The sequence below is a fragment of the Arthrobacter sp. SAFR-179 genome (assembly GCF_059414945.1).
Window position 1 is genome coordinate 389,483 of the sequence record NZ_JBPFDM010000002.1, and the last position, 21,438, is coordinate 410,920.

Here is a 21,438-nt window from a genome sequence, read left to right on the forward strand (position 1 = left end):
GCCCACCGGGGCAGGCAGAGTCTTTGGTCCTAGCCGAGCCGCAGCCGGCCGCGGACCGATTTGTGGATCCAGTCCGCAAGCAGGACGGCGGGAGCAGCGAGCAGCGCGAGAAACAGGCCCAGTGGGGTCGGCGGTGCCTGGCCCAGCAATGAGGCGAGATAAGGCACGAACAGGCACACCGCCAGGACGGCCAGTTCAGCCGGAACAGCCCACACCAGCAACGTGTTCGTGCCCCAGCCCAGCGACCAGGGCGGCAGGGTGGCGCTCCGGCACGCGAACGCGTTGGCGAGCTGTCCCAGGACCACGGCGGTGAATGCGGCACCGGAGGCAGCCATCAGGAGCCCTGTTTCGGGAACCTCTCCCCGCGTCCAGCCCCCATCGGCCAGGACCGCCGAGAACACGGTCATCTCCACGGCTGCCTCTACAGGCCCCAGGATGCAGAAGACCCGAATGACCAGCCGCCGGTCCATCAGGTGCCGGCGTTCGGGCGGACGGGCCAGGACGTGCCTGCCGGGCGGCTCGGCGCCGAGGGCCAGCGCCGGCAGCAGGTCGGTGCCGATGTCCAGGGCGAGGATTTGCAGGACGCCCAGGGCGAGCGGAAACTGGCCGCCGGAAAGCGCCCAAATCACGAAGGGCGTCAGTTCCGCCACGTTGTCGGTGAGGTGGTAGGTGAGGAACCGGTGGATGTTGGCGTAGGTGGCCCTGCCTTGTTCAATGGCCGCCACGATGGTGCCGAAGTGGTCATCGAGGAGGACCAGGTCCGCGGCTTCCCGGGCCACGTCGGTCCCGCTCAACCCCATGGCCACGCCGATGTCAGCCTCGCGAAGGGCAGGGCCGTCGTTGACGCCGTCCCCGGTCATGGCCACCACATGGCCGCGGGCCTGCAGGGCGCGGGCGACGCGAAGCTTTTGCTCAGGTGAGACCCGGCTGACCACCATTCCGTCACGGTCCAGGAGTGCGCCGAGTATTTGCTCGTCCTCCGGAAGCTCAGCGCCTTCAAGTACATATTCGGGCGTGACTGCCAGACCGATCTGGCGGGCGATCGCCGCCGCCGTAGCCGGGTGGTCCCCCGTGATCATGGCGACTTTCAGGCCGGCCTGCCGGGCGGTGCGGATCACCTCGGCCACGTCCGGCCGGGGCGGGTCCTGCAATCCGATCAGGCCCAGGAGCTCCATCCCGGTTTCAAGTTCGGCTGCCGGGCTGGTGTCCCATCCACCGGGTGCTCCTTCAAGGCTCCGCCGTGCCACGGCAATAACACGCAGGCCCCGTGTCGCCATGATCTCCACCTGCTCCTTGACCGCTCCCGGGACGGACTCACACAGCGGGAGGACCGTTTCGGGGGCGCCTTTGCAGAATAGTTCAGGACCTACGAGGGCGGACTCCCGGCGCCGGACGGGGTCGAACGGCAAGCGGCGCGACGGGGAAGGCCCTGGTCCGGTGCCCGTCAGCCGGCGGGCCAAGGCGTCCATGGCTGCTTCCATCGGGTCCCCCTGGGCATGCCACTGACCGTTGTGCAGTTCGGTCCTGCCCTGTGAAGCGGTACGGGCTGCGAGCGCCGCCTGGGCCGCCCTGTCCACGCCCGGGCCCTCGATGAGCGCGTCCGGGTCATACCCCTGGCCTGATACCTGGACTGTCCCTTCGGTGGTGAAGACCTCGACGGCGTTCATCCGGTTCTGAGTCAGGGTCCCTGTTTTGTCGGTGCAGATGAAGGTGGTTGAGCCCAGCGTTTCCACTGCCTCGAGGTTGCGGACCAGCCCATTGCGGGATGCCATGCGTTGGGCGCCCATCGCCAGGGACAGCGTGACCGTGGGCAGGAGCCCTTCCGGAACCAGCGCCACGGCAACGCCAATGGAGAACAGGAAGGAATCACGCCACTGAAAGCCCACCAGCAGCGATGCCAGAAAGAAGACCGCTGCTATGCCCAGCGCCATGCCTGCGGTGACGCGGACAATCCGCCGCAGTTCCAAGGACAGCGGTGTGGGAGGTGGAACAGCTCCGCTGGTCAGGGCGGCGATCCCGGCCAGCCTTGTCCCGGCACCGGTGGCGGACACGGCGGCCTCTCCGTAGCCGTTGACCAGGAAGGTTCCGCCCCATACAGGGTCGCCTGCGGCTTTGGGCACGGGCTCGCTTTCGCCCGTGAGCATGGATTCGTCCACGTCGCAGGCGGACGCCGACAGCAGATCCATGTCTGCAGGCACACGGTCGCCGGATGCGAGCAGCACCACGTCTCCGACCACCAGCTCGCTGGCATGGACCTTGCGCACCTTCCCGTCCCGCCGCACCACCACGTCCGCGGGCAGCAGGCTGCGCAGCCTCGCGGCGGCATGCTGGGCGCGTTCCTGCTGGATGTGTGCGAACACCCCGTTGACAATGACGACGACGATGATCGCCACCGCCAGTTGAGGCATGTCCGCGATGAAGGCCAGAGCGGCGGCGCACCACAGCATGAGGGCGAAGAAGTGCGTCATCTCCCCCCAGAGCTTCCGCCATTGCGGGACGGTTTTTTCCGGGGGAAGCTGGTTGGGCCCTGCCTGCTTCAGGAGCTGCGCGGCCCGTTCAGAGCTCAGGCCCTCCGCAGTCCTCACACAGCGTCCGCCTCCTGCCCCACCAGGAGCACAGGGCATTTCGAGTGGGCCGCGCATGCCTTGCTGACCGAGCCCATGGAGGACTTCAGCAAGCCACCTTCTCCGTGCCGTCCGACCACCAGCATCTGCCCCCGCCCGCTCTCCTCCACCAGCACTTTCGCCGGTGGTCCGAACTTGACGGTAACGTCGATGTTTTCCGGCCGTTCTCCGGAGAATGCCCGGCCCAGCGCGTCCTCCACCAGGCGGCCGGCGGCGTCTTCAAGCCTCGCAGTGAACTGCCGGTCCGCCCCTTCCAGGCGGGACATGACCAGGTAGTCCGGCATCCCGATGCAGGAGATGACTTCAAGCCGGGTGCCCAGGCGGGCTGCCAGGGTGCCGGCGTAGCGGAGGGCTGCGGAGGAATATTCTGAACCATCCACGCCCACGATGACTGGTTTGGCCCCTGTTTCTGCGTTCATGGACACCACGATCCCGGCTGGCGGCTGAGGCCGGAAGGGCCAAAAGTCATGCCGGCCGCCGGCTTAGCCCGTACGTTTCGGATCGGGACGGCTCTGCAGGGCGGCACCGCTGTTCAGGTCAGTACGGCTTTTCAGGTCAGCACCGCTCTTGGGCTCAGCACCGCGCAGCGCCCTCAGGCCGTTCAATATGGTGGCCAGGTCCACCAGTTCCTGCAGGAGGGCTCCAGCGACGGCGGGAATGTATCCGGTCATGGCGATGGCCATCAACACCACGCTGAGTCCTATCCCGGTCCAGATACTCACCAGCGCAACCGCCACGGTCCGCTTTCCAATGGCCACGGCCTGGGCCACTTTGGAAAGGTCGTCAAGCATGACCACCACGTCCGCGGATTCGCTGGCCGCGGTGGCCCCCTTGGCGCCCATGGCGATTCCCACATCCGCCGCGGCCAGGACGGGGGCGTCATTCACGCCGTCCCCCACCATCAGTACCGGCCGTTCCCGGATCCCGGCAACTGTATTGACCTTGTCCTCGGGAAGGCAGTCAGCCTGGACGTGCCCGATCCCCGCTTCCTCGGCGATATGTACCGCCGTAGCGCGGGCATCCCCGGTGAGCAGCATGGTGTTCCGCACGCCGAGGCCGCGCAGCAGGTCAAGGGTATCCACGGCATTGCGGCGCAGTGGATCCTTCATGATCAGCGCCCCGGCGTACTCGCCGTTCACCGCCACATAAACCGCCAGTTGGCCGCTCCGGACTGCTGCTTCCCGGAACCCGGTGGACGAACTGCGGACCAGGCCGGCTTTTCCCACCACCACCTGCTGGCCGTCGCAGACAGCTTCCACCCCGTGCGTGGCGCTTTCCGTCGCCTGCTGTACCGGGAGGAGTCCCAGGCCGGCCGAGTCTGCCGCTTCGATCACGGAGGCCGCCAGCACATGCGAGGAGTACTGCTCCGCGGAGGCGGCCAACTGCAGGATCCGTTGGCTGCCCAGGGTGCCGCCCCGGCCTGGTGCCACTTGGATGCCGTCCAGGACGGGCCGCCCCGATGTGAGGGTTCCAGTCTTGTCAAAGACCGCCGTCCTGGCCTTCGCAAGCTGCTCGAGGGTGCCTGTGTTCTTGATGATGATCCCCTTATGGGCTGCCTGGCTGGTGCCGGCGAGGAACGCCACGGGGGCAGCGATCAGGAGCGGGCAGGGCGTGGCTACCACCAGGACCTGGGCAAAGCGGAGCGGCTCACCTGAGAGGAACCAGGCGGTCCCGGCCATGGCCAGGGCAAGGAGGGTGAAGGGAACTGCGTAACGGTCAGCGAGCCGGACTACCGGCGCCCGGCTGTTGGAGGCCTCCTCCACCAGGGCGATGATACGGCTGTACTGGGAATCGGCCGCGGCGGCCCCGGCGCGCATGCGGACGGCGGCCTCACCGTTGACCGCACCGCTGAGCAATTGTTCCCCCTTGCTGCGCTCAACCGGCAGGCTCTCACCCGTCAGCGATGACTCATCCAGGGTGGCTGAATCGGACAGCAGTTGGCCGTCAACGGGTACCAGCTCGGACGGGCGGACCACCAGGATGTCCCCCGGTGCTACCTCCCCGATGGGGATGTCTTCGAGTATTGCGCCCGCCCCTTCCCGGTGAGCGAACCGGGGTGCCCTGTCCAGCAGGGAACGCAGTTCGCGTGCGGCGCGTCCCTGGGCAAAATCTTCCAATGCCTCGCCGCCGGTCAGCATCAGGATCACCACCAGCGCGGCGAGATATTCACCCACCGCCACCGTGCTGGCAATCGCCGTTAGAGCCAGGAGGTCGATCCCCCAGCGTCCCTCCCGCAGGGACCGGACCATGCCAGGCGCACGCGCCACCACGATGACCGCGGCGTACGCGGAAGCGAGGACGCGGACCTGCAGGTCCAGGCCGGCCTGGAGCAGCACCAGCGTGGCGAGGAGGACGAGGCAGGTCAGTGCGACGACGGGATAGCGCCTGAGAAAACCCCATGCCTTTCGTGCCGGCGACGTGGGGGATGCCCCGTCGTCGAGGCTGCCGGGACTCCCCCTGGTTGCCGCGGGCAGGGCGGCCGGGTTCCTCATCAAGGCCCCCCGGGAAGTATTTGGCGGTGATCGCACATAAAGCCGAACCTACCCGGGCTCCGGCAGCCGGGCTAGGGCATTTGGCCCCAACCCCTCCTGGCAAAGTCGATCCACGGACCTTTGGACCTGCCGTGACTTTTGACCCTGCCGCGGCAGCCGGACCAGGAGCATGGTTGAGGGCAGCATGCCGCCGAACACAGACCGGGAGTTTCACATGAAAGCAGTTGTCCTCTACGACACCGCGTATGGGAACACCAAGACAATTGCGGAGTCGGTGGCATCCGGTCTGGGGCGCGGCGCGGCCGCGGTTCCGGTGGGCGGTTTCGACCCAGGCGCCCTGCACCCCGGTGACCTGCTCGTCGTCGGCAGTCCCATCAACGGCTGGAAGCCCACCGCCCGGATCACTGAGGCGCTGGCAGAGCTCGGTCGCCGCGGGCTGACCGGGGTGAAGGCCGCCGCCTTTGATACCAGGGTGAAAATGTTCATCCATGGCGATGCCGCCAGGAAAATAGCCAAGGCCCTCGCGGCCGCAGGTGCCGGCATCATTGGCGAGCCCATGGCCTTTTACGTCAAAGGCAGTGAAGGCCCCCTCATCGACGGCGAGGCAGAGCGGGCAGCAGCGTGGGCCGCCGGTCTTGCGGCCTCGCTTGGCAGCGGCAATGAATAGGCAGGGCCGTCAACCTTGCAGCAGTGGACGGTGGAGCGGTTCTTCGACGGCGCACCGTCGGCCCTAAGCCTTTACCGGGCGGTGGAGCAGGTGGCCGCGGAACTGGGTCCGCACGACGTGCGGGTCAGCAAGAGCCAAATCTCCTTTCGCCCGCGCCGCGGCTACGCTTACCTTTGGCGGCCGGGGGTGTACGTGAAATCAGCGGTTCCGCTGGTCCTGTCCCTCGCGCTGCCCCGGAACGTGGAGTCGCCGCGGTTCAAGCAAACCGTCCATCCCGCGGCCGGAACCTGGATGCATCACCTGGAGCTCACAGACAGCTCCCAGCTTGATGCCGAGGTCCGCCGCTGGATGCAGGAAGCGTATGACGCCGCGGGCTGACCACTCCTTGCCCTAGAGTCCTATGGCCCTGTCATACCGCTGCGTTGAGGGCAAAGCTGATCCCATGAATGAACAGGGCCGGCAGCCGCGGAGGATCCACCTCACCGCGCAACCAGTCGCCGTGGTCCGCGAACGCGTCCCCATGAACGAACTGACAAGCTTCTTTGGCCGCGCCTTTGGCACAGTCATGGCCGCGGTCCAGACGCAGGGCGCCAGTCCGGCAGGCCCGCCGTTCGCGCTGTACCACGGAATGCCGGACCAGACAGTGGATGTTGAAGCAGGATTTCCCGTGGCCGGAAATTTCCAGGGAACCGCGGAAGTGGCCAGCGGAATGCTTCCCGATACCGACGCAGTCGAAGCCATCCATACCGGCCCTTATGACACCCTGGGCACCACCTACGATGCCATTCTTGAGCACATAAAGGCTGACGGCGCCGCACCCTCGGAGACCATGTGGGAGTACTACGTGACGGATCCGGAAGCACAACCCGATCCGGCGACATGGCAGACCAGGGTGGTCTGGCCGGTCGCCTGAGGATGGCCCAAGCCTGAGGAGCCGGAGGGCTATGAGCCGTTGCGACGGCTGAAGGTGAGGTCCCACGGCTGGGTGCCGTGGCTGGTTTCAGACCATCCATCGCGTGCAATTTCCTGGCGGAGCTGGCCCAGGCTTGCTTCCAGGCCGGGAGCCCAGGCCTCTTGCGGTGGTGTCTTGTTCAGCGGTGGTCCGGGAAACGTATCGCTGGTGTAAAGGCGGTGGCCCTCCTCCGTCCTGCCCACGAAGCGCAGCTGCGTGCGTCCGTACTGTGAGCCGAGCGTGTAGAGGATGCGCGCCCACCACTTCCGGGACGCGGCGTCCTCCAGCTCTACGCGGAGCCGCTCTTCACACCCGGGGTGGGCTGGCTGCGGGGCATCTGCGGACATGTCGTCCTCCAGGGAAACGTGATCATGGGTTAGGTCCCGCAGTCTTCCAAGGATCGGCTCGATGGAACAGGGCCCTTGGTCACTGGGTGCGCTGGGGGGTGGCTGTGCTTCTGACCGGGTCCAAAGGCACTACCCCACCCGGCAGGTGGATGGCAGAGTCCAGCCATGACAAGGCATTCCCCGTGACCGGCCGGCATCCGGGCGCCCGGCATCGTCCGCCGGCCGACGGTACTGCGGCGGACACCGGGGACCGGCACGGCTGGCAGCTCCTGTATCTGGCCGCCGGCGCGTCGTCGATCCTGTTTGTGCTCCTGCTGATAGCTGCCCTGGTACTCGACTTCATGGCTCCCCCGCCCGTGCACGGCGGAGCCGCCACCTTGGAGTTCATCGCCGCCAACAAGCAGGTCTACGTGGCCGAGCAGGTCCTGTGGATCCTTCCCAACATCCTTCCGGTCCTTGTTTTCGCAGCACTTTTCGTCGCTCTGTCGGCCGGTCAGAAGAGCCTTCCCCTGATTGCGCTTGTTTTCGGTGCCCTGCCCTGGGCACTCCTGCTTGCCGTACCGGTCAGCAGCCGGGGTTCACTGAACCTGGTGTACCTCAGCGACCGATTCACGGCGGCCGGGTCGGATGAAGAACGCAGGGCCTACGCCACCGCCGCTGAGGCCATCATTGCGGAGAACAACACTCCTGCCATCGTCGGCGCCCTCTCTGCCCTCGGAATCCTCCTGATGGGATTGGCGATGCTCAACGGAAGCGCGGCAATCTTCCCGCGGTACCTGGGCTGGCTCGGTGCGGGCACGGGAGCTTTGGGTGTGGTCAGCGAGGTCCTCCGGCACGCTGCACCCGAGTTTTATTGGGGCTACGGCATCCTGCTGTGGGTGTGGTTCATCGCCACAGGAATCGCACTTATCCGGCTGTCCCGCGTGCCAACCTGAAGCCCGGTGCCGGCGTTCAAGGTCTTTGGTCCCTAAAAAGCCCGCTGGTCATTTGAGATGGTGGTCCAGGCCGGAAGCACCACGCTGGGGTTGTGCATCCGGGTTGCCGGGGCCAATGTCGGCCGGCATGCAGCCTCATCAACGGGGGCGCGGGAGCTAGAGGAGAGCAAGGCTTATGGCAGGTACGTTCGAACTGTTTGTCGATGAAGATTCACAGATCCGGTTCCGGCTGGTGATGCCGGATGGGCACGTACTGGCGGTCTCCGGACAATTCACTGACAAACGGGCGGCGGCCGCGGCCATCGAAGAGGTGCGGGAATGCGCGGGAACCGGGCTGATCCGGGATGTGGTTTCGCCGTCGCCCAGCCGGGCAATAGTCGCTGTTCCGCACCCCCGCCACACCGTCCGGCGCGGGGTTCGCAGGCTGAACTCCCTCGGCGCCGCTTAGGCCCGGGCGCCGTGACAACGGGCCTGCAGATCCAGAGGGCGGAGGTCCTTGGCGCCGAAGGGCTCGTAAAGAAATACGGCAACCGCACCGTCGTGGAGGACGTCTCCTTCCAGATCCGTTCCGGGGAGACTTACGGGCTGCTGGGTCCGAATGGTGCCGGCAAAACCACGATCATCTCCATGGTTGCAGGCCTGATTCCAGCCGATGCCGGATCTATCCGCATCGCGGGTGAAGTGATGGCACCCTCGAGTATCCGCGCCAGGCGGCACTTCGGCCTGGTCCCTCAGGAGCTGGCGATCTACCCCGATCTCACGGCGAAAGAGAACCTTCGGTTCTTCGGCAAGCTGCAGGGCATGGGCGGGCAGGAGCTGAAGTTGCGCACCTCGGAGGTCCTGGAGCTCATCGGTCTGGCGGACCGGGCGGGTGAGCAAACCAGGAAATTCTCCGGCGGGATGAAACGCCGGCTGAACATCGGCATCGGCCTCCTTCACCGTCCCACCCTTCTGATCCTGGATGAACCCACTGTCGGCGTGGACCCCCAGTCACGCAATTCCATCCTCGAATCGGTGGAGGTCCTCGCCACCGAAGGAATGGCCGTTCTCTACACCACCCACTACATGGAAGAAGCCGAACGCCTTTGTGACCGGATCGCGATCATCGATGTGGGCCGGATCCAGGCAGAGGGCACCAGGAACGAGTTGGTGGAGCTGACCGGAGGGGTGGACCGCATAGACCTGCGGGGCAGCGGTGATGTTGCTTCTGCGTCCGCAGCGCTCCGCTTGCTCCCCGGTGTGCAGAAAGTGGATGCCGGGTCATCCGGCATCATCCTGACCGTCCACAACGGACCCGGCCTGCTTGCCCCCATCGTGGAAAGGGCCGGTTCAGCGGGAATGGCCCTGACCGCCGTCGAAATTGTGCGCCCCGACCTCGAATCGGTGTTCCTGCACCTGACCGGCAAAGCGCTCCGGGACTGACATGCGCGGCCTCTGGACCATGGTTGCCAACGACCTGCGGCTGCGGATCCGGGACAAGTCGGTGTTCATCTTTTCCCTCATCGTCCCGTTGGCCCTGATGGGGGTGCTGAATCTTTCCTTCGGCAGCTTCGGAACTGACAGCGTGGAGCTGAAGCCGGCTGTCGTCGTCGCAAATTCCGGCGACGGCGGACAGCTGGGCTCCGCCTTGCTGGAAACCCTCGACACGCTTCCCGTCATGGAGGTGACCATCAGGACAGTTCCTGCCGGTGACGTCAGCCGGGAGACGAAGGATTCCGGCGCGGATCTGGGCATCGTGCTGCCGGCGGATTTTACGACGGCGGTGACGGCCGGCCGTCCAGTTGCCGTGCAGGTGGTGCAAGGCGATGCTGCCCGCATGGAGACGAACGTGCTGGTTTCGGTCGTTGACGGCCTCCTAGAGCAGTTTTCGGCCGGAACCGTCACGGCGACGGCAGGCGAGCGTGCCGGGCTCGCCCACCAGGTGCTCGGCGACCTTGCCCGTCAAACCGCTTCCGGCACCCCTGCCCTCAGCCTTTCTGAAGGGCAGGCAGCATCAGGGCAGCTCTCGCTGAAGGGCAGTCTGGTAGCCGGCCAGGCCGGGCTTTTCCTGCTGTTCACTGTCGGTTTCGGAGTTTTGGGACTGCTGGCCGAGCGGGAAGGGGGAACACTTGCCAGGCTGCAATCTGCCCCGGTGACGCGCGGGAGCATCGTCACGGCGAAAGCGCTGGTGGGATTCATCCTGGGCGTGGCGGCAACAGCGGTGCTGCTGGGTGTCGGCAGCCTGCTGTTCGGGGTCTCCTTCGGTTCGCCTGCCGTTGTGGCACTCCTCGTCCTTGCCGTCGCCGCGGCAGCCACCAGTCTTACCTTCATTGTGGCGCGGCTTGTCCGGACCGCGGAGCAGGCCAACATTGCACAGTCCATCCTGGGCATGGTCCTCGGCATCGCCGGCGGGGCCTTTTTTCCCATCCAAACCTCGGGTTTCCTGGCCAGCCTCATGGATCTGAATCCCGTGGCCGCGTTCATCCGGGGCCTGGGGATATCCGGCGGTGGCGGCGGCGTGGCTGACGTCGCCGTCCCCCTGGTAATAATGCTGGGTTTCGCCGCCGTGGCAGCACTCGCCTCACGCCTGGTACCGGACCGGGGTTCCCGCGGATGAAAAGCCTGGCGGGAATTGCGCTGGTGGAAGTCCGCCGCTTCCTGCGGGACCGGTCGAACATCTTTTTCGTGTTCATCTTCCCGCTGCTGCTGATCCTGTTGCTCGGCTCGCAGTTCGGGGCCAACAGCGGCCAGGCACGGGTGGGACTGGCCGGTGACGGCGGCAGCGGGCTGGCGAAGGCCCTGGTCCAGCAGCTGCAGGCAGACGGCCTGGAGGTGGCAACGGCAGGCGAGGCAACGGTACGGGACCAGTTGAGCCGCGGAAGGATCGACGTCGGGATCTTCCTGGCGGATGCTGACGCTGCCGATTTCTCCGCTGGGCGTCCGGCCCGGATCGAGGCTGTGGCGGCATCACAGTCCTCGGCGCAGGCAGTCCTGCAGGAAGTGCGCGGTTCTGTCCAGGCGGTCAGCACGGAGCAGCGGCAGCGCAAGCTTCTGGAAGGAGCGGGCATCGGTGCCGCGGAAGCGGTCGCCGTACTGGAGCAGGCAAGCGAATCGGTGAAACGGCCCACCATGGAACTGGTGGATACGAATGATGTCACGCAGGAATTCCGGGGCCTGGGCAAGTTCGATCTCGGCGCCGTCCAGCAGCTCCTGCTGTTCGTCTTCCTGAGCTCGCTTACAGGGGCTACCACCCTCATCAAAGCCAGGCGCCTGGGCGTCATTGCCCGGGTCATGGCCGCGCCCGTAGCCAGCTGGCAGGCAGTTGGCGGCCAGGCACTGGGACGGTTCGGAATCGCGGCCGTGCAGGGGGTCTACATCATGGCCGGGACAGCGCTGTTGTTCGGCGTGGAGTGGGGAAACCCCGTGCTCGCCGGCGTCATCCTCGCTGTGTTCTGCGCGGTTTCCGCTGCGGCGGCAATGGTCATCGGCTCCGTCCTGGACAATGACGCGGCAGCCTCCGGGGTGGGGGTAGGACTCGGTTTGGTGCTGGCCGGCCTGGGCGGGTCCATGGTGCCTCCGGAGTTCTTTTCCGGAGCGCTTCAACAGGTATCCCTCCTGACGCCGCACCGCTGGGCCTATGACGCTTTCGCCGAAGTGCAGCGGCACGGCGGCACGCTGACGGACATCCTGCCGCAGTTGGGCGTTCTGGCAGCGATGGCCGCGGCTTTGCTGGTTCTGGGGTCATTCCTGTTGCGCCGCAGTCTTGGACGCGCGCTCTGAACCGGCGCTAACGAAACCCGAAGGGCTGCAGGCGGCCAGCGCTGTGCCTGCACCGGTGGTGGAATTGCGGCTAGAAGCTGGACGAACTGCCGGAGCCCGAGAAACTGCCGCCACTGCTTCCGTACCCCGTGGTGCTGCCGCCGCCCCTTGCGGAGTTGACGCTGCTGACCCCGGTATTGAAGCCGGAGCTGAACGTGGCCACGGAGAAAAAGTTGTATGACGGATACACCGTGCCCAGGATGCTGGGTTCGTAGGTCCGTTGCCTGTGGTGGTCCAGGCCCCCGTGTGCCGTCTCCATGTGCTCGCGCATCAGGCGGGCCTCGCGCTCATTTTTTGCGAAGCCCTGGATGACGGTTTCGGCATGGTTCTCCAACAGCTCCGAGAGCCGGATGCGTGTCTCATAGAGCCGGTCCAGGGCCTTTTCCGGGCTGATACTCCCGTCGGCCAGTTCCGCCGTCCACCTTTCGATGTCCCGGAGGCTCCCGTCTCGGAAGGAACGAAGCGCCGTGGCGGTGGCCGAATCCCCCTCCCCGTGGCGTTTTGCCAGGAGTTGCTCAAGCCCCGCCAGGTCCTTGCGGAACGGGGCGAGCTGCCGGTCCCAGGCGGTAGGCCAGGTGTCGGCGCGGTTGAGCAGGGCGTTGCTGTCGGCGATGACGTCATCCAGGGCATCCAGCTCTGCTGCGGCATCCGCGAACTGGCGGGCGAGCTTGAGGTTCTTCCGCCGGCTGAGCGCCCGTTTGCCCAGCGCGTGCACCTGGTTGGAGAGCTCCGTTGCGGCTGCATAGCGGCTCAGGAAGGTGCGGTGTTTCTCCAGGACGCGGCTGCCGTATCGGGATGATTCGGGGATGGTGCCGGCATTCAGTTCCGTGACGTCCAGGTCCATGCTGACGTTGGAGTAGCTCCGGTCACCGCGTTCGATCTGCTTACGGCAGGACGTCCTGGTCACGGCCCGGACAATCAGCCATGCCGCCGCGCCCAGGGCCGCAAGGCCCCCGGTGATCCATGCCGTGATCAGGAAGGCGGCAGACCTGTACCAAGGCTGGTTGATGAGCTCGGCGGCACGGCGGATTCCGGCCACCGTGCCGTCGGTCCATTGCGCGTCGCGGAACAGGTCCTTCGAGGCGTCCTGGATGTCGCTGCGCTGTTCAAGCGACACTTTCCGGTCCTCGCCCATGTAGGTGCCCACGTGGCGTCCCACCGGGTCGAGCGCGAAAATGAACAGCCCATCTGCCCATTTCTGTCCATCCGCGCTGATCCACTCAGGGTGCCTGTCACGGGCGAACTTCAGGACCTCTTCATTGAGGTTGTCCTCAGGCTTTCCGTTGTACGTAAAGACGGCAACGCGCGTGGGCTCGTAGAACTGGATCTTCTCGATCGCGGGAACCAGCGTGTTCCGGTCCAGTACACCGGCTGTGTCTTCCACGACGACGGCTGCCGGGGCCGTGGCAACGCTTGGGGCCGCAGCCCCCAGCAGGGTGGCAGCCAGGGCAAGCATGATCACGGCTATCCGGCCCACCATGGTGCCCATATCCCTCCCCGCTTCCTAGAATCAGAAGGATTCCTGAATTCAGGATGGAACCAGTGGCCCGGCGCGCCAAAGGGGCGAAGGTCCCGCCAGCGAAGATCGGCCTGAGAGGAGCGCTGCCACATGACACACGGTTCGGTGCACATTGTGGCCGGTTATGACGGCTCGGACGAGGCGGCGGGTGCCGTCCGGTGGGCGGCGCGCCATGCCCGGGCCATCCATTTGCCGCTCCATGTGGTGCATTGTTCAATGTGGCCGTTGCTGACAAGGCACCTGGGTCCTGTCCCTGGTGTGTCCGGCAGTGGCCTGGAACAGTCCGCCCAGTCCGTCCTGGAGGAGGGCGTCTCGCATGCGGCAGCGGAAGTACCTGGCCTTGAAATCCGCAGCACCCTGCTCCATGGACTGCCCGCACAACAGCTGTCAGAATTTTCCGCCGGTGACAGGATGCTGGTAGTCGGCAGCCGCGGTCTGGGCGGTTTCCTGGGCCTCCTGGTGGGGTCCGTGAGCCTGGAGCTGGCGGCCACTGCGGCCTGCCCTGTTGCTGTGGTCCGGGAGGACACCCATCCCGCCGGACCCGTCGTCGCTGCCGTCGATGCATCGGGCTCGCCAGCAGCCCTGGAAGACGCCTGCGGCCTGGCGTCCGCATGGCACGCACCCCTCACGGTGGTCCACGTCCGCCACGAGCCCGCCGGCTACCCGCGGCAGGACGGGCAGGACTCCGGGGCTGATGCCCGGGAAGTCCTTGAATCCGCCCTGGCCCACGCGCGGACCATGGTGCCCAATGCTGCCGTCGACGGCAGGTTGCCCACGGACAGTTCGGTCCCGCACGCCATCCTTCAGGCCGCCCGGGAAGCGCGGATAGTGGTGGTGGGTTCCCAGGGCCGCGGGGTCCTCCGGGAGACCATTGGGTCAACCGCGCACGCAGTACTGCACCATGCCCACGGGCCGGTCCTCGTTTCCCGGCGCGGTGCCTGAGCAAGGCTGCGGCAGGAGTGTCGGCCCGGCTGCCGCGGGACCTGCGCCTAAGCTGGTGTGGTGACACCTGCCCCTTCCCCCGGCCCCTTGGACGTCATCGTCCATTCCGGGCCGGCGGACTGGTGGGTCATCCTCGCGGGGCTGGGACCGCTGGCCGTCCTTGTCGCAGCCCTGCTGGCCTTCTACATCAACTGGCGCACGCTCAAGCAGCGTACGGCTGCGGACCAGACGGCGCTGGACCAAAAACGCGAAGCGGACGCGAACGCCCTCCGGCAAAAGACCGAAGCAGACAGCCGCGCTGAGTGGTGGCGCCGTACCCAGTGGGCGCTGGACCGGGCTTTGGATCCCGATGAAGGGACAAAGGCGCTGGGCCTGGCCACGCTGGAAGTCCTGGCCAGGAGTGAACTGGCACGCACCGAGGAACTCGAGTTGTTCGACATCGCCTGGAAGAGTGTGTCCGGTGACGAGAACGGGGACGATGAGGAAGCTGGCGCAGCGCCGGGGCAGGAGACGGCGTTCGTGGACGACGGTGGGAACTTAGGCGAGAATGGAACAACGGATAAAGACAATGCCAGGGAGGTTGAACCATGAGTGCAGCATCGCCTGAACACCGCCTTGTCCACCCTCCCCGGAACAGCGCCGCCAAGCCTGCCGGGAAAAAAGCCACCCCCGCCGAACACCGGGTCCAGGTTGCTGCGGCCAGGCTGCGCGTCACGCTTGATGAACGCCTGGGCCGGGAAACGCCCGCCAAGACCAAGGCCCTGGCCAAGGAACCGATCTAGGTTCCGCCGCAAGGGCTTGGGGGTCGACGACGCATGGCCGGGTTCGGTGGGCAGTGGCAGTAATCCTTGGCTGCGGCTTGGAGCGGCTGCGCCGCTGGGACTATGAGGCCGTCGTCGGGCAGGTGGCTCAGTCCGGCAGGTACCTGGACCGTTGGCGTATCGGCTCCCGCCCTGACATCCTCCCGGGAAGCGAAGCTTGGCTCCTGCTGCAAGGCAGCAATGATGCGGGCAGCGGACTGATCGGCCACGGGTGGGTGGCGTCCGAGCCGTACCAGGTTGCAACAGGCGAGGTTGCCGGTGCCACGGACTGGTACATTGCTGTGGCCTTCGATTCACTGCTGCCGCTGGGTGAACAGATACGTCCCGGGACCCTTCGGGAAGCCTTCCCCGGCGGCCCCTGGGATATGGCGAATCCACCCTCTCTGGTGAGCTTGCCGCCGTCGTCCGGGCCCGTTCTGCAACGCTTGTGGCAGCACTACGGCCCCACGACGACGGCTCCCACCGAGGTGATGGCCGGAACCTGGCCGCCGGGCGCCGTCAGCCATGTCCAGGTGAACCGCTTTGAACGGGACCCGGACGCACGGCGCGCCTGCCTGGCCTTCCATGGCACGTCGTGCGCGGCCTGCGGCTTCACTTTTGAGTCCGCCTACGGCGAGGCCGGCGCAGGAGCCATTGCCGTGCATCACGTGGTGCCACCGGCGATGCTTGGCAGCGGATACCAGTTTGACCCCATCGCCGACCTCATTCCGGTCTGCCATAACTGCCATGCGGTGGCGCACGGCGCCAACCCGCCGCTCACGGTGTCCGAACTCCGGCGCATCACCTTGGCCGCAGGGCATCTGAGTGGTGAAGTGGTCAGCGATCCGGCCCTTCAGGCGCAGGAGGATGCGCGGCGCATCCTCGGGAGCGGCCAGCCGTAGGGTTTCCCGGGTTATCTTGGGACCATGGCGGAGCCGGACCGGAAAGAGTACGGGGTTGACCCTGAGGAGTTCGGTTCTGCCCTGGTGGATGCGGCCGCGCTCCTGGATGCGGAGTTGGGGGACGTCGATTGGTCTGTTCCGCCGCCGGGCTCCGTGCGTTTCGCCATCGATGTTCCCAGCGGCAGGCTGGCGGCCCTGGCGCTGGGTGATCCGGACAGTCCCTGTGTGCTCCTCGTACCCGGGGCCACCGGTTCGAAAGAGGATTTCTCGCTCATGATGCCTGACCTGGCTGACGCCGGTTACTTCGCGCTGTCCTACGACCTGGCCGGCCAGTACCAGTCAGCAGGCGCAGGCCCGGAGAACCTGGAGCCGCCCCGGAAGCACTACGACTACCGGCTTTTCGTGGATGACTTCCTGGCGGTCATGATGTCCACTGCCACCCCTGTCCACGTGGTGGCTTATTCCTTCGCCGGCATCATCGCGCAAATGGCCTATGTGGAGCGGCCGGAGCTTTTCAGGTCCCTCACCCTGCTGGGCTGTCCACCGGAGCCCGGCCAGGGTTTCAGGGGCGTGAGCCATCTGGGCCGCTTGAGCACCTGGGTGAATGGACGGGCAGGCGCTGCCCTCCTTATTTGGGGGATCCGCAGCGGCCGGATGGTCCATGTGCCCCCGGGACGGCAGCGGTTCGTCAATTACCGTTTCCGCTTCACGCGCCGCGCGGCCGTGCGCGACATTTACACCCTCATGCAGAAGGTTCCGGATTTTCGACAGCAGCTGGCGGAGGCGCCGATTCCCAAGTTCGTAGCGGTGGGCGAACACGACCTGTGGCCGCTTCAATTGCACCGGCTGTTCGCACAGGCCATCCGCGCCCGCATCGGGGTGTACAGGGGCGGGCACAGTCCGTGCGAGACATCGCCGCACCAGTTCAGCCGCGATCTTTTGGCGCTGTACGCCAAAGCGGACGAGGACTAATTCAGCCATTTTAGGCGCCGCGGCTGCGGAGGCCTTGACCGGAGCAAAACGTTTTGCATATAGTGATGCAGGCAACATACAAAACGTTTTGCAAAGGAATGAAGTCAATGGCGACCAAGGTAAACATCCGGGACGTGGCGAAAGCTGCCGGCGTCTCCGTCACCACCGTGTCCCATGCCCTGAGCGAGGCGCACAGCTCCCGGGTCAACGCCCGCACCGTGGAGCACATCAAGGCGGTGGCCGGAGAACTCGGCTACGCCCCCAACCGGCTGGCCAGTGGACTGCGCAACCAGCGCTCCCGGATCCTCGGCCTGGTCAGCGATGAGATCACCACCACTCCCTTTGCCGGTGCCATGATCCAGGGTGCACAGGACGCAGCCTCCGAGCACGGACACTTGCTGATGGTGGTCAACTCCGGCCTGGACAATGAACTCGAACGACAGGAAATCCGGGCCCTGCAACAGCACCAGGTGGACGGGGTCATCTACGCCCGGATGTTCCACCAGCTGGTGTCCGCTCCAGGCGAGCTGAACGGTCTGCCGACGGTCGTGCTGGATGCGGCCACGGCCGATCCCAGGATGTCCTCTGTGGTACCGGATGAATTTGGCGCCGGCCAATCAGCTGCCGAACTCCTCGTGGCAGCAGGCCACCGCAGAATCGCCATGATCAACAATGAGGACGACATTCCGGCGGCCCACGGGCGGCTTGCAGGCTTCCGCGAACTACTGGTCCGTTCCGGACTCGAACTCGCGGAAGAAAGCCTGGTGGCCGCACATCCCAGCACGGCCGGAGGGCGGGAAGCTGCACTGCAGCTGCTGTCCGGAACGGAGCGGCCCACGGCGCTGTTCTGCTTCAACGACCAAATGGCCATGGGCGCCTACCAGGCGGCCGGCCACCTGGGCATCAAGGTGCCGCAGGAGCTCTCAATCGTGGGGGTGGACAACCTCGAACTGATCGCGGATGCCCTGTGGCCCGGGCTGTCCACCGTGGCCCTCCCGCACTACGAGATGGGCCGGTGGGCCGTCCTCAAGCTCCTCGCCGAACTTGATGACCCGGACGCCGCCCGCATCCAGGAAAAGATCACCTGCCCGCTCGTTGAGCGGGAGTCTGTGGCTCCGCCCCAAGACTGAACCACCCAAAGACTGAGCCGGATCCGAAACAGCGGACCCGGTGCTCAGTAACACCCGCAAAAAGGGAACGCAGCCGTTGCAGCGACCGCGTTCCCGGCAGGACCCCATCAATCCCTCCACTGTGTCCAAGCAGAAAGACCGACCCATGAACAAGACGCTCACCAAGGTCCTCGCGACCAGCATAGCCGCCGCCGCACTCACTGCTACCCTCGCCGGCTGCGGCAAGGGCAGCGCCTCCTCCTCCACGGAAGGATCCGGAGAAATTGCCCTGTGGACCCACAATGCAGGCAACCCCGACGAACTGGCCGCCGTCCAGAAGATCGTCGACTCCTACAACGGCAGCCAGGACAAGGTGAAGATCAAGGTCCAGGCTTTCCCCCAGGACTCATACAACGACTCCGTGGTCTCCGCAGCTGCGGCCGGGAAGCTGCCATGCATTGTGGACATCGACGGCCCCAATGTCCCCAACTGGGCCTGGGCCGGCTACCTCAAGCCGCTGGAACTGGGCACGGACCTTTCCAAGCAACTGCCCAGCACGGTGGCCGAATGGGACGGAAAACCCTACGCGGTTGGCTACTACGACGTCGCGCTGGCCATGATGGCCCGCGCCTCGGACCTCAAGGCTGCCGGCGTCCGTGCTGCCACGATCGAACAGCCGTGGACCAAGGAAGAGTTCCAGAATGCCCTTACCAAGCTCAAGGCGCTGGGCAAATGGGACTATCCCCTGGACATCGGCACTGCCGGGACCGGCGAGTGGCTGCCTTATGCCTACTCCCCTTTCCTGCAGTCCTTCGGCGGCGACCTGGTGAACAGGGACGGCTTCCAGAGTGCCGATGGCGTGCTGAACGGCGACAAGGCGGTGGAGTGGGCCGGCTGGTTCCGCGGCTTGGCGGACCAGGGCTTTATGGCCAAGAAGAGCGGAAAGGACTCCACCCAGGACTTCCTGAACAACAAGAGCGCCATCGTGTACACCGGCTCCTGGGCTGCGGACAAAGCGAAGGCGGCACTGGGCGATGACCTGGTGGTCATGCCGCCGGTGGACCTGGGCAAGGGCCCGAAGATCGGCGGCGCCTCCTGGCAGTGGGGCGTCACCAGCGGCTGCAGCAACTCTGAAGCAGCCATGGACTACCTCTCCTATTCACTGAAACCGGAGAACATCGCGGCGGTGGCCAAGGCAACGGGCGCCATTCCCGCCAGCAACGAGGCTGCCGCCCAGATCCCGGCCTTCGCCGAAGGCGGGGCCAACCGGATCTTCATGGACTTCTCCCGCAACTACGCCGTGATGCGGCCGGAGACCCCCGCCTACCCCTTCATCGCCACCGAATTCGGGAAAGCCACGCAGGACATCCTCAACGGGGCAGACGCCCAGTCAACCCTGGACAAGGCCGTGAAGGCGATCGACGCCAACATCAAGTCCAACGGCGGCTACAAGAAATAGCCGGACCCGCGGGAGGCCCGTACCCAACGGTGCAGGCCTCCCAGGCCCGGCCGATCGGAGAATCCCATGGCAACTGTTCCCCTCCCCACCCGTCCCCGCGTTCCGGACGCACCAAAACCCGTGCTGCCGCCGTCGGACGCCAAAACCAACCCACGCCGACGCCCAGGCTTCCGCCGCGACCAGCTCAGCGGCTGGGGCATGATCGCCCCGGCAGCAGTGCTGCTGCTGGCCTTCGTCTTCATCCCGGCCATCCTCGGCTTCGGCCTGGCCTTCACCAACGCCAGGCTCATTTCACCCCGTCCCGTCGAATTCGTGGGAATGGACAACTTCGCACGGCTCTTTACGGACCCCACGTTCTACCGGGCACTGCTCAACGTGGCCTACTTCACGGTGGTCATTGTCCCGGTACAGTCAGGCCTGGCCTTGGTGATGGCGCTCCTGATCAACAAGAAGTTCCGGGGCGTGAACTTCTTCCGCACCGTGTACTTCCTGCCGGTGGTCACCTCCATGGTGGTGGTTTCGCTGCTGTGGCTGTTCATGTACCGCAAGGACGGCCTGATCAACGAGATCCTCTCCACGGTCAGCTTCGGACTGATCAGCGGACCCGACTGGCTGGGCGATCCCAATACCGCCATGCCGGCCATCATCATCCTCTCCATCTGGCAGGCCGCCGGCTTCCACATGATCATCTGGCTGGCAGGGCTGCAGGGCATTTCCGGCGAGCTGTACGAGGCGGCCCAGCTGGACGGCACCAGCCGGTGGCAGCAATTCCGGTACGTCACCTGGCCGGGGCTGTTCCACACCCGCAGTCTGGTCCTGGTCACCATCACCATCCAGGCCCTGGGCCTGTTCGACCAGATCAGCGTGATGACCCAGGGCGGGCCGATGGATTCAACCACCACCATCGTTTACGAGGCCGTCCGGTCCGGCTACCGGCAGCAGGAAACGTCCTACGCATCCGCCATCTCGCTGGTGTTCTTTGTCCTTGTACTGATCGTCTCCGCGGTGCAGCGCTACCTCACGCGGGAGAAAGACTGACATGAAAAACCAACTGCTTCTCAGGAGCGCCGGCACCATGCTGGTGCGGGTCCTCTTCGCCGTCGTCGCTGCCTTCCCCATCGTCTTCATGCTGGTGTCCTCCTTGAAGCCGGACCAGCAGATCTTCGGCGACATGTCCTCGCTGGCGGCGTTCCTGCCGGTGGGCAACATCTCCTTCGACAACTACGCAGCTGTCTTCGACCGCGTCCCGGCCGCACGCTTCCTGCTCAACTCCGTGGGCGTCTCCGCCGTCACCGTGGTCCTGGGGATCTTCGTGAACAGCCTCTGCGCGTTCGCCCTGTCCCGGATGCAGGTCAAGGGCAAGAAGATCGTCTTCACCGCGATCCTGGCCACCCTGATCGTGCCGTTCCAGACCCTGGCCCTGCCCCTGGTGTGGTGGGTCAACCAGCTCCCCTACTTTGAGCTGAACGGTTTCAGCCTTGAATTCTCCAAGGGCTGGCTGGACACCTACCAGGTCCAGATCATTCCGTTCATCGCCAACGCGTTCTCCATCTACCTGTACCACCAGTATTTTGAGTCCATTCCCAAGGAACTCGATGAAGCGGCGCGGATCGACGGCGCCGGCTGGTTCAAGATTTACCGGCAGGTGGTCATGCCCCTGGCCGGCCCGGCCACGGCGACGGTGGCGATCCTGACCTTCCTGCCGGCCTGGAACTCCTACCTCTGGCCGCTCATGGTGGTCCAGTCGGAGGAGCTGCGGCCTGTGATGATCGGCATCCAGTATTTCTTCCAGCTGAACGTCTCGTGGGGCGAGGTGATGGCCTACGCCTCCCTGATCACGGTCCCGGTGGTGGTGCTCTTCATCGCCTTCCAGCGTTCGTTCGTCAACAGCATCGCCTCCAGCGGGGTGAAGGGCTGAGC

At 65.7% G+C, this 21,438-nt stretch carries 22 protein-coding genes; 17 read left to right on the plus strand and 5 right to left on the minus strand.

The features are described from left to right. Positions 1–29: 29 nt before the first annotated feature. From ACR65K_RS06165 to ACR65K_RS06175, 3 genes are all read right to left on the minus strand, one after another. The gene (locus ACR65K_RS06165; protein ID WP_440151785.1) at positions 30–2,585 is read right to left on the minus strand and encodes a cation-translocating P-type ATPase; all 2,556 of its coding nucleotides are present in this window, start codon (positions 2,583–2,585) and stop codon (positions 30–32) included. Continuing rightward, complete coding sequence (locus ACR65K_RS06170; protein ID WP_056336874.1) at positions 2,582–3,043, minus strand: universal stress protein; 462 nt, start codon at positions 3,041–3,043, stop codon at positions 2,582–2,584. The genes ACR65K_RS06165 and ACR65K_RS06170 overlap by 4 nt, the downstream gene beginning before the upstream one ends. A 63-nt stretch (positions 3,044–3,106) precedes the next feature. Beyond that, on the minus strand, positions 3,107–5,116 hold the full coding sequence (locus tag ACR65K_RS06175; RefSeq protein WP_440151787.1) for a heavy metal translocating P-type ATPase: 2,010 nt from the start codon (positions 5,114–5,116) through the stop codon (positions 3,107–3,109). 214 nt (positions 5,117–5,330) lie between these two features. On the opposite strand from ACR65K_RS06175, the gene ACR65K_RS06180 reads away from it, so the two are divergent. The 3 genes from ACR65K_RS06180 to ACR65K_RS06190 all read left to right on the plus strand — a co-directional run bounded on the left by ACR65K_RS06180 (position 5,331) and on the right by ACR65K_RS06190 (position 6,696). Continuing rightward, the gene (locus ACR65K_RS06180; protein ID WP_440151789.1) at positions 5,331–5,783 is read left to right on the plus strand and encodes a flavodoxin family protein; all 453 of its coding nucleotides are present in this window, start codon (positions 5,331–5,333) and stop codon (positions 5,781–5,783) included. Between the two features lie 15 nt (positions 5,784–5,798). Next, a complete protein-coding gene (locus ACR65K_RS06185) occupies positions 5,799–6,161 on the plus strand; it encodes a DUF5655 domain-containing protein (protein ID WP_440151791.1) in 363 nt (120 codons plus the stop codon). A 64-nt stretch (positions 6,162–6,225) separates the two neighbouring features. After that, positions 6,226–6,696, plus strand: coding sequence for a GyrI-like domain-containing protein (locus ACR65K_RS06190; RefSeq protein ID WP_440151792.1), 471 nt, complete (start codon positions 6,226–6,228; stop codon positions 6,694–6,696). Positions 6,697–6,725: 29 nt separating this feature from the next. Here the strand turns inward: ACR65K_RS06190 and ACR65K_RS06195 are convergent, their stop codons facing one another. Then, a complete protein-coding gene (locus tag ACR65K_RS06195; RefSeq protein WP_440151793.1) occupies positions 6,726–7,082 on the minus strand; it encodes a hypothetical protein in 357 nt (118 codons plus the stop codon). A gap of 149 nt (positions 7,083–7,231) precedes the next feature. On the opposite strand from ACR65K_RS06195, the gene ACR65K_RS06200 reads away from it, so the two are divergent. From ACR65K_RS06200 to ACR65K_RS06220, 5 genes are all read left to right on the plus strand, one after another. Further along, positions 7,232–8,017, plus strand: a complete 786-nt coding sequence (locus ACR65K_RS06200; RefSeq protein WP_440151795.1) for a DUF4386 family protein — start codon at positions 7,232–7,234, stop codon at positions 8,015–8,017. A gap of 175 nt (positions 8,018–8,192) precedes the next feature. Continuing rightward, on the plus strand, positions 8,193–8,465 hold the full coding sequence (locus tag ACR65K_RS06205) for a YegP family protein (RefSeq protein WP_440151797.1): 273 nt from the start codon (positions 8,193–8,195) through the stop codon (positions 8,463–8,465). An 11-nt stretch (positions 8,466–8,476) separates the two neighbouring features. After that, positions 8,477–9,439, plus strand: coding sequence for an ABC transporter ATP-binding protein (locus tag ACR65K_RS06210; RefSeq protein ID WP_440151798.1), 963 nt, complete (start codon positions 8,477–8,479; stop codon positions 9,437–9,439). Between the two features lies 1 nt (position 9,440). Beyond that, a complete protein-coding gene (locus tag ACR65K_RS06215) occupies positions 9,441–10,613 on the plus strand; it encodes an ABC transporter permease (RefSeq protein ID WP_440151799.1) in 1,173 nt (390 codons plus the stop codon). Further along, positions 10,610–11,776 carry an ABC transporter permease gene (locus ACR65K_RS06220; protein ID WP_440151800.1) on the plus strand — a complete coding sequence of 389 codons (1,167 nt, stop codon included), beginning with the start codon at positions 10,610–10,612 and terminating at the stop codon, positions 11,774–11,776. The genes ACR65K_RS06215 and ACR65K_RS06220 overlap by 4 nt, the downstream gene beginning before the upstream one ends. Before the next feature lie 70 nt (positions 11,777–11,846). On the opposite strand, the gene ACR65K_RS06225 is transcribed toward ACR65K_RS06220, so the two are convergent. After that, a complete protein-coding gene (locus ACR65K_RS06225) occupies positions 11,847–13,304 on the minus strand; it encodes a DUF5129 domain-containing protein (protein WP_440151802.1) in 1,458 nt (485 codons plus the stop codon). A gap of 120 nt (positions 13,305–13,424) precedes the next feature. On the opposite strand from ACR65K_RS06225, the gene ACR65K_RS06230 reads away from it, so the two are divergent. The 9 genes from ACR65K_RS06230 (at position 13,425) to ACR65K_RS06270 (ending at position 21,436) form a co-directional block, all read left to right on the plus strand. Continuing rightward, entirely contained in the window at positions 13,425–14,276 is an 852-nt protein-coding gene (locus tag ACR65K_RS06230; protein ID WP_440151803.1) for a universal stress protein, read from the plus strand. A gap of 60 nt (positions 14,277–14,336) precedes the next feature. Continuing rightward, a complete protein-coding gene (locus ACR65K_RS06235) occupies positions 14,337–14,867 on the plus strand; it encodes a hypothetical protein (RefSeq protein ID WP_440151804.1) in 531 nt (176 codons plus the stop codon). Continuing rightward, positions 14,864–15,058: a hypothetical protein gene (locus tag ACR65K_RS06240; RefSeq protein WP_142031419.1), complete on the plus strand. Its 195-nt coding sequence runs from the start codon at positions 14,864–14,866 to the stop codon at positions 15,056–15,058. The genes ACR65K_RS06235 and ACR65K_RS06240 overlap by 4 nt, the downstream gene beginning before the upstream one ends. Before the next feature lie 53 nt (positions 15,059–15,111). Continuing rightward, positions 15,112–15,978 carry an HNH endonuclease gene (locus ACR65K_RS06245; RefSeq protein ID WP_440151805.1) on the plus strand — a complete coding sequence of 289 codons (867 nt, stop codon included), beginning with the start codon at positions 15,112–15,114 and terminating at the stop codon, positions 15,976–15,978. Positions 15,979–16,002: 24 nt separating this feature from the next. Further along, on the plus strand, positions 16,003–16,950 hold the full coding sequence (locus ACR65K_RS06250) for an alpha/beta fold hydrolase (protein ID WP_440151807.1): 948 nt from the start codon (positions 16,003–16,005) through the stop codon (positions 16,948–16,950). A gap of 107 nt (positions 16,951–17,057) precedes the next feature. Continuing rightward, positions 17,058–18,080, plus strand: a complete 1,023-nt coding sequence (locus ACR65K_RS06255; protein ID WP_440151808.1) for a LacI family DNA-binding transcriptional regulator — start codon at positions 17,058–17,060, stop codon at positions 18,078–18,080. A 145-nt stretch (positions 18,081–18,225) separates the two neighbouring features. Then, positions 18,226–19,518 (plus strand): sugar ABC transporter substrate-binding protein, encoded by a 1,293-nt coding sequence (locus ACR65K_RS06260; RefSeq protein ID WP_440151809.1) that lies wholly within the window; start codon positions 18,226–18,228, stop codon positions 19,516–19,518. A 66-nt stretch (positions 19,519–19,584) separates the two neighbouring features. After that, on the plus strand, positions 19,585–20,556 hold the full coding sequence (locus ACR65K_RS06265) for a carbohydrate ABC transporter permease (RefSeq protein ID WP_440151810.1): 972 nt from the start codon (positions 19,585–19,587) through the stop codon (positions 20,554–20,556). Position 20,557: 1 nt separating this feature from the next. Beyond that, positions 20,558–21,436: a carbohydrate ABC transporter permease gene (locus ACR65K_RS06270; RefSeq protein WP_056336391.1), complete on the plus strand. Its 879-nt coding sequence runs from the start codon at positions 20,558–20,560 to the stop codon at positions 21,434–21,436. The last annotated feature ends 2 nt before the right edge of the window (positions 21,437–21,438 follow it).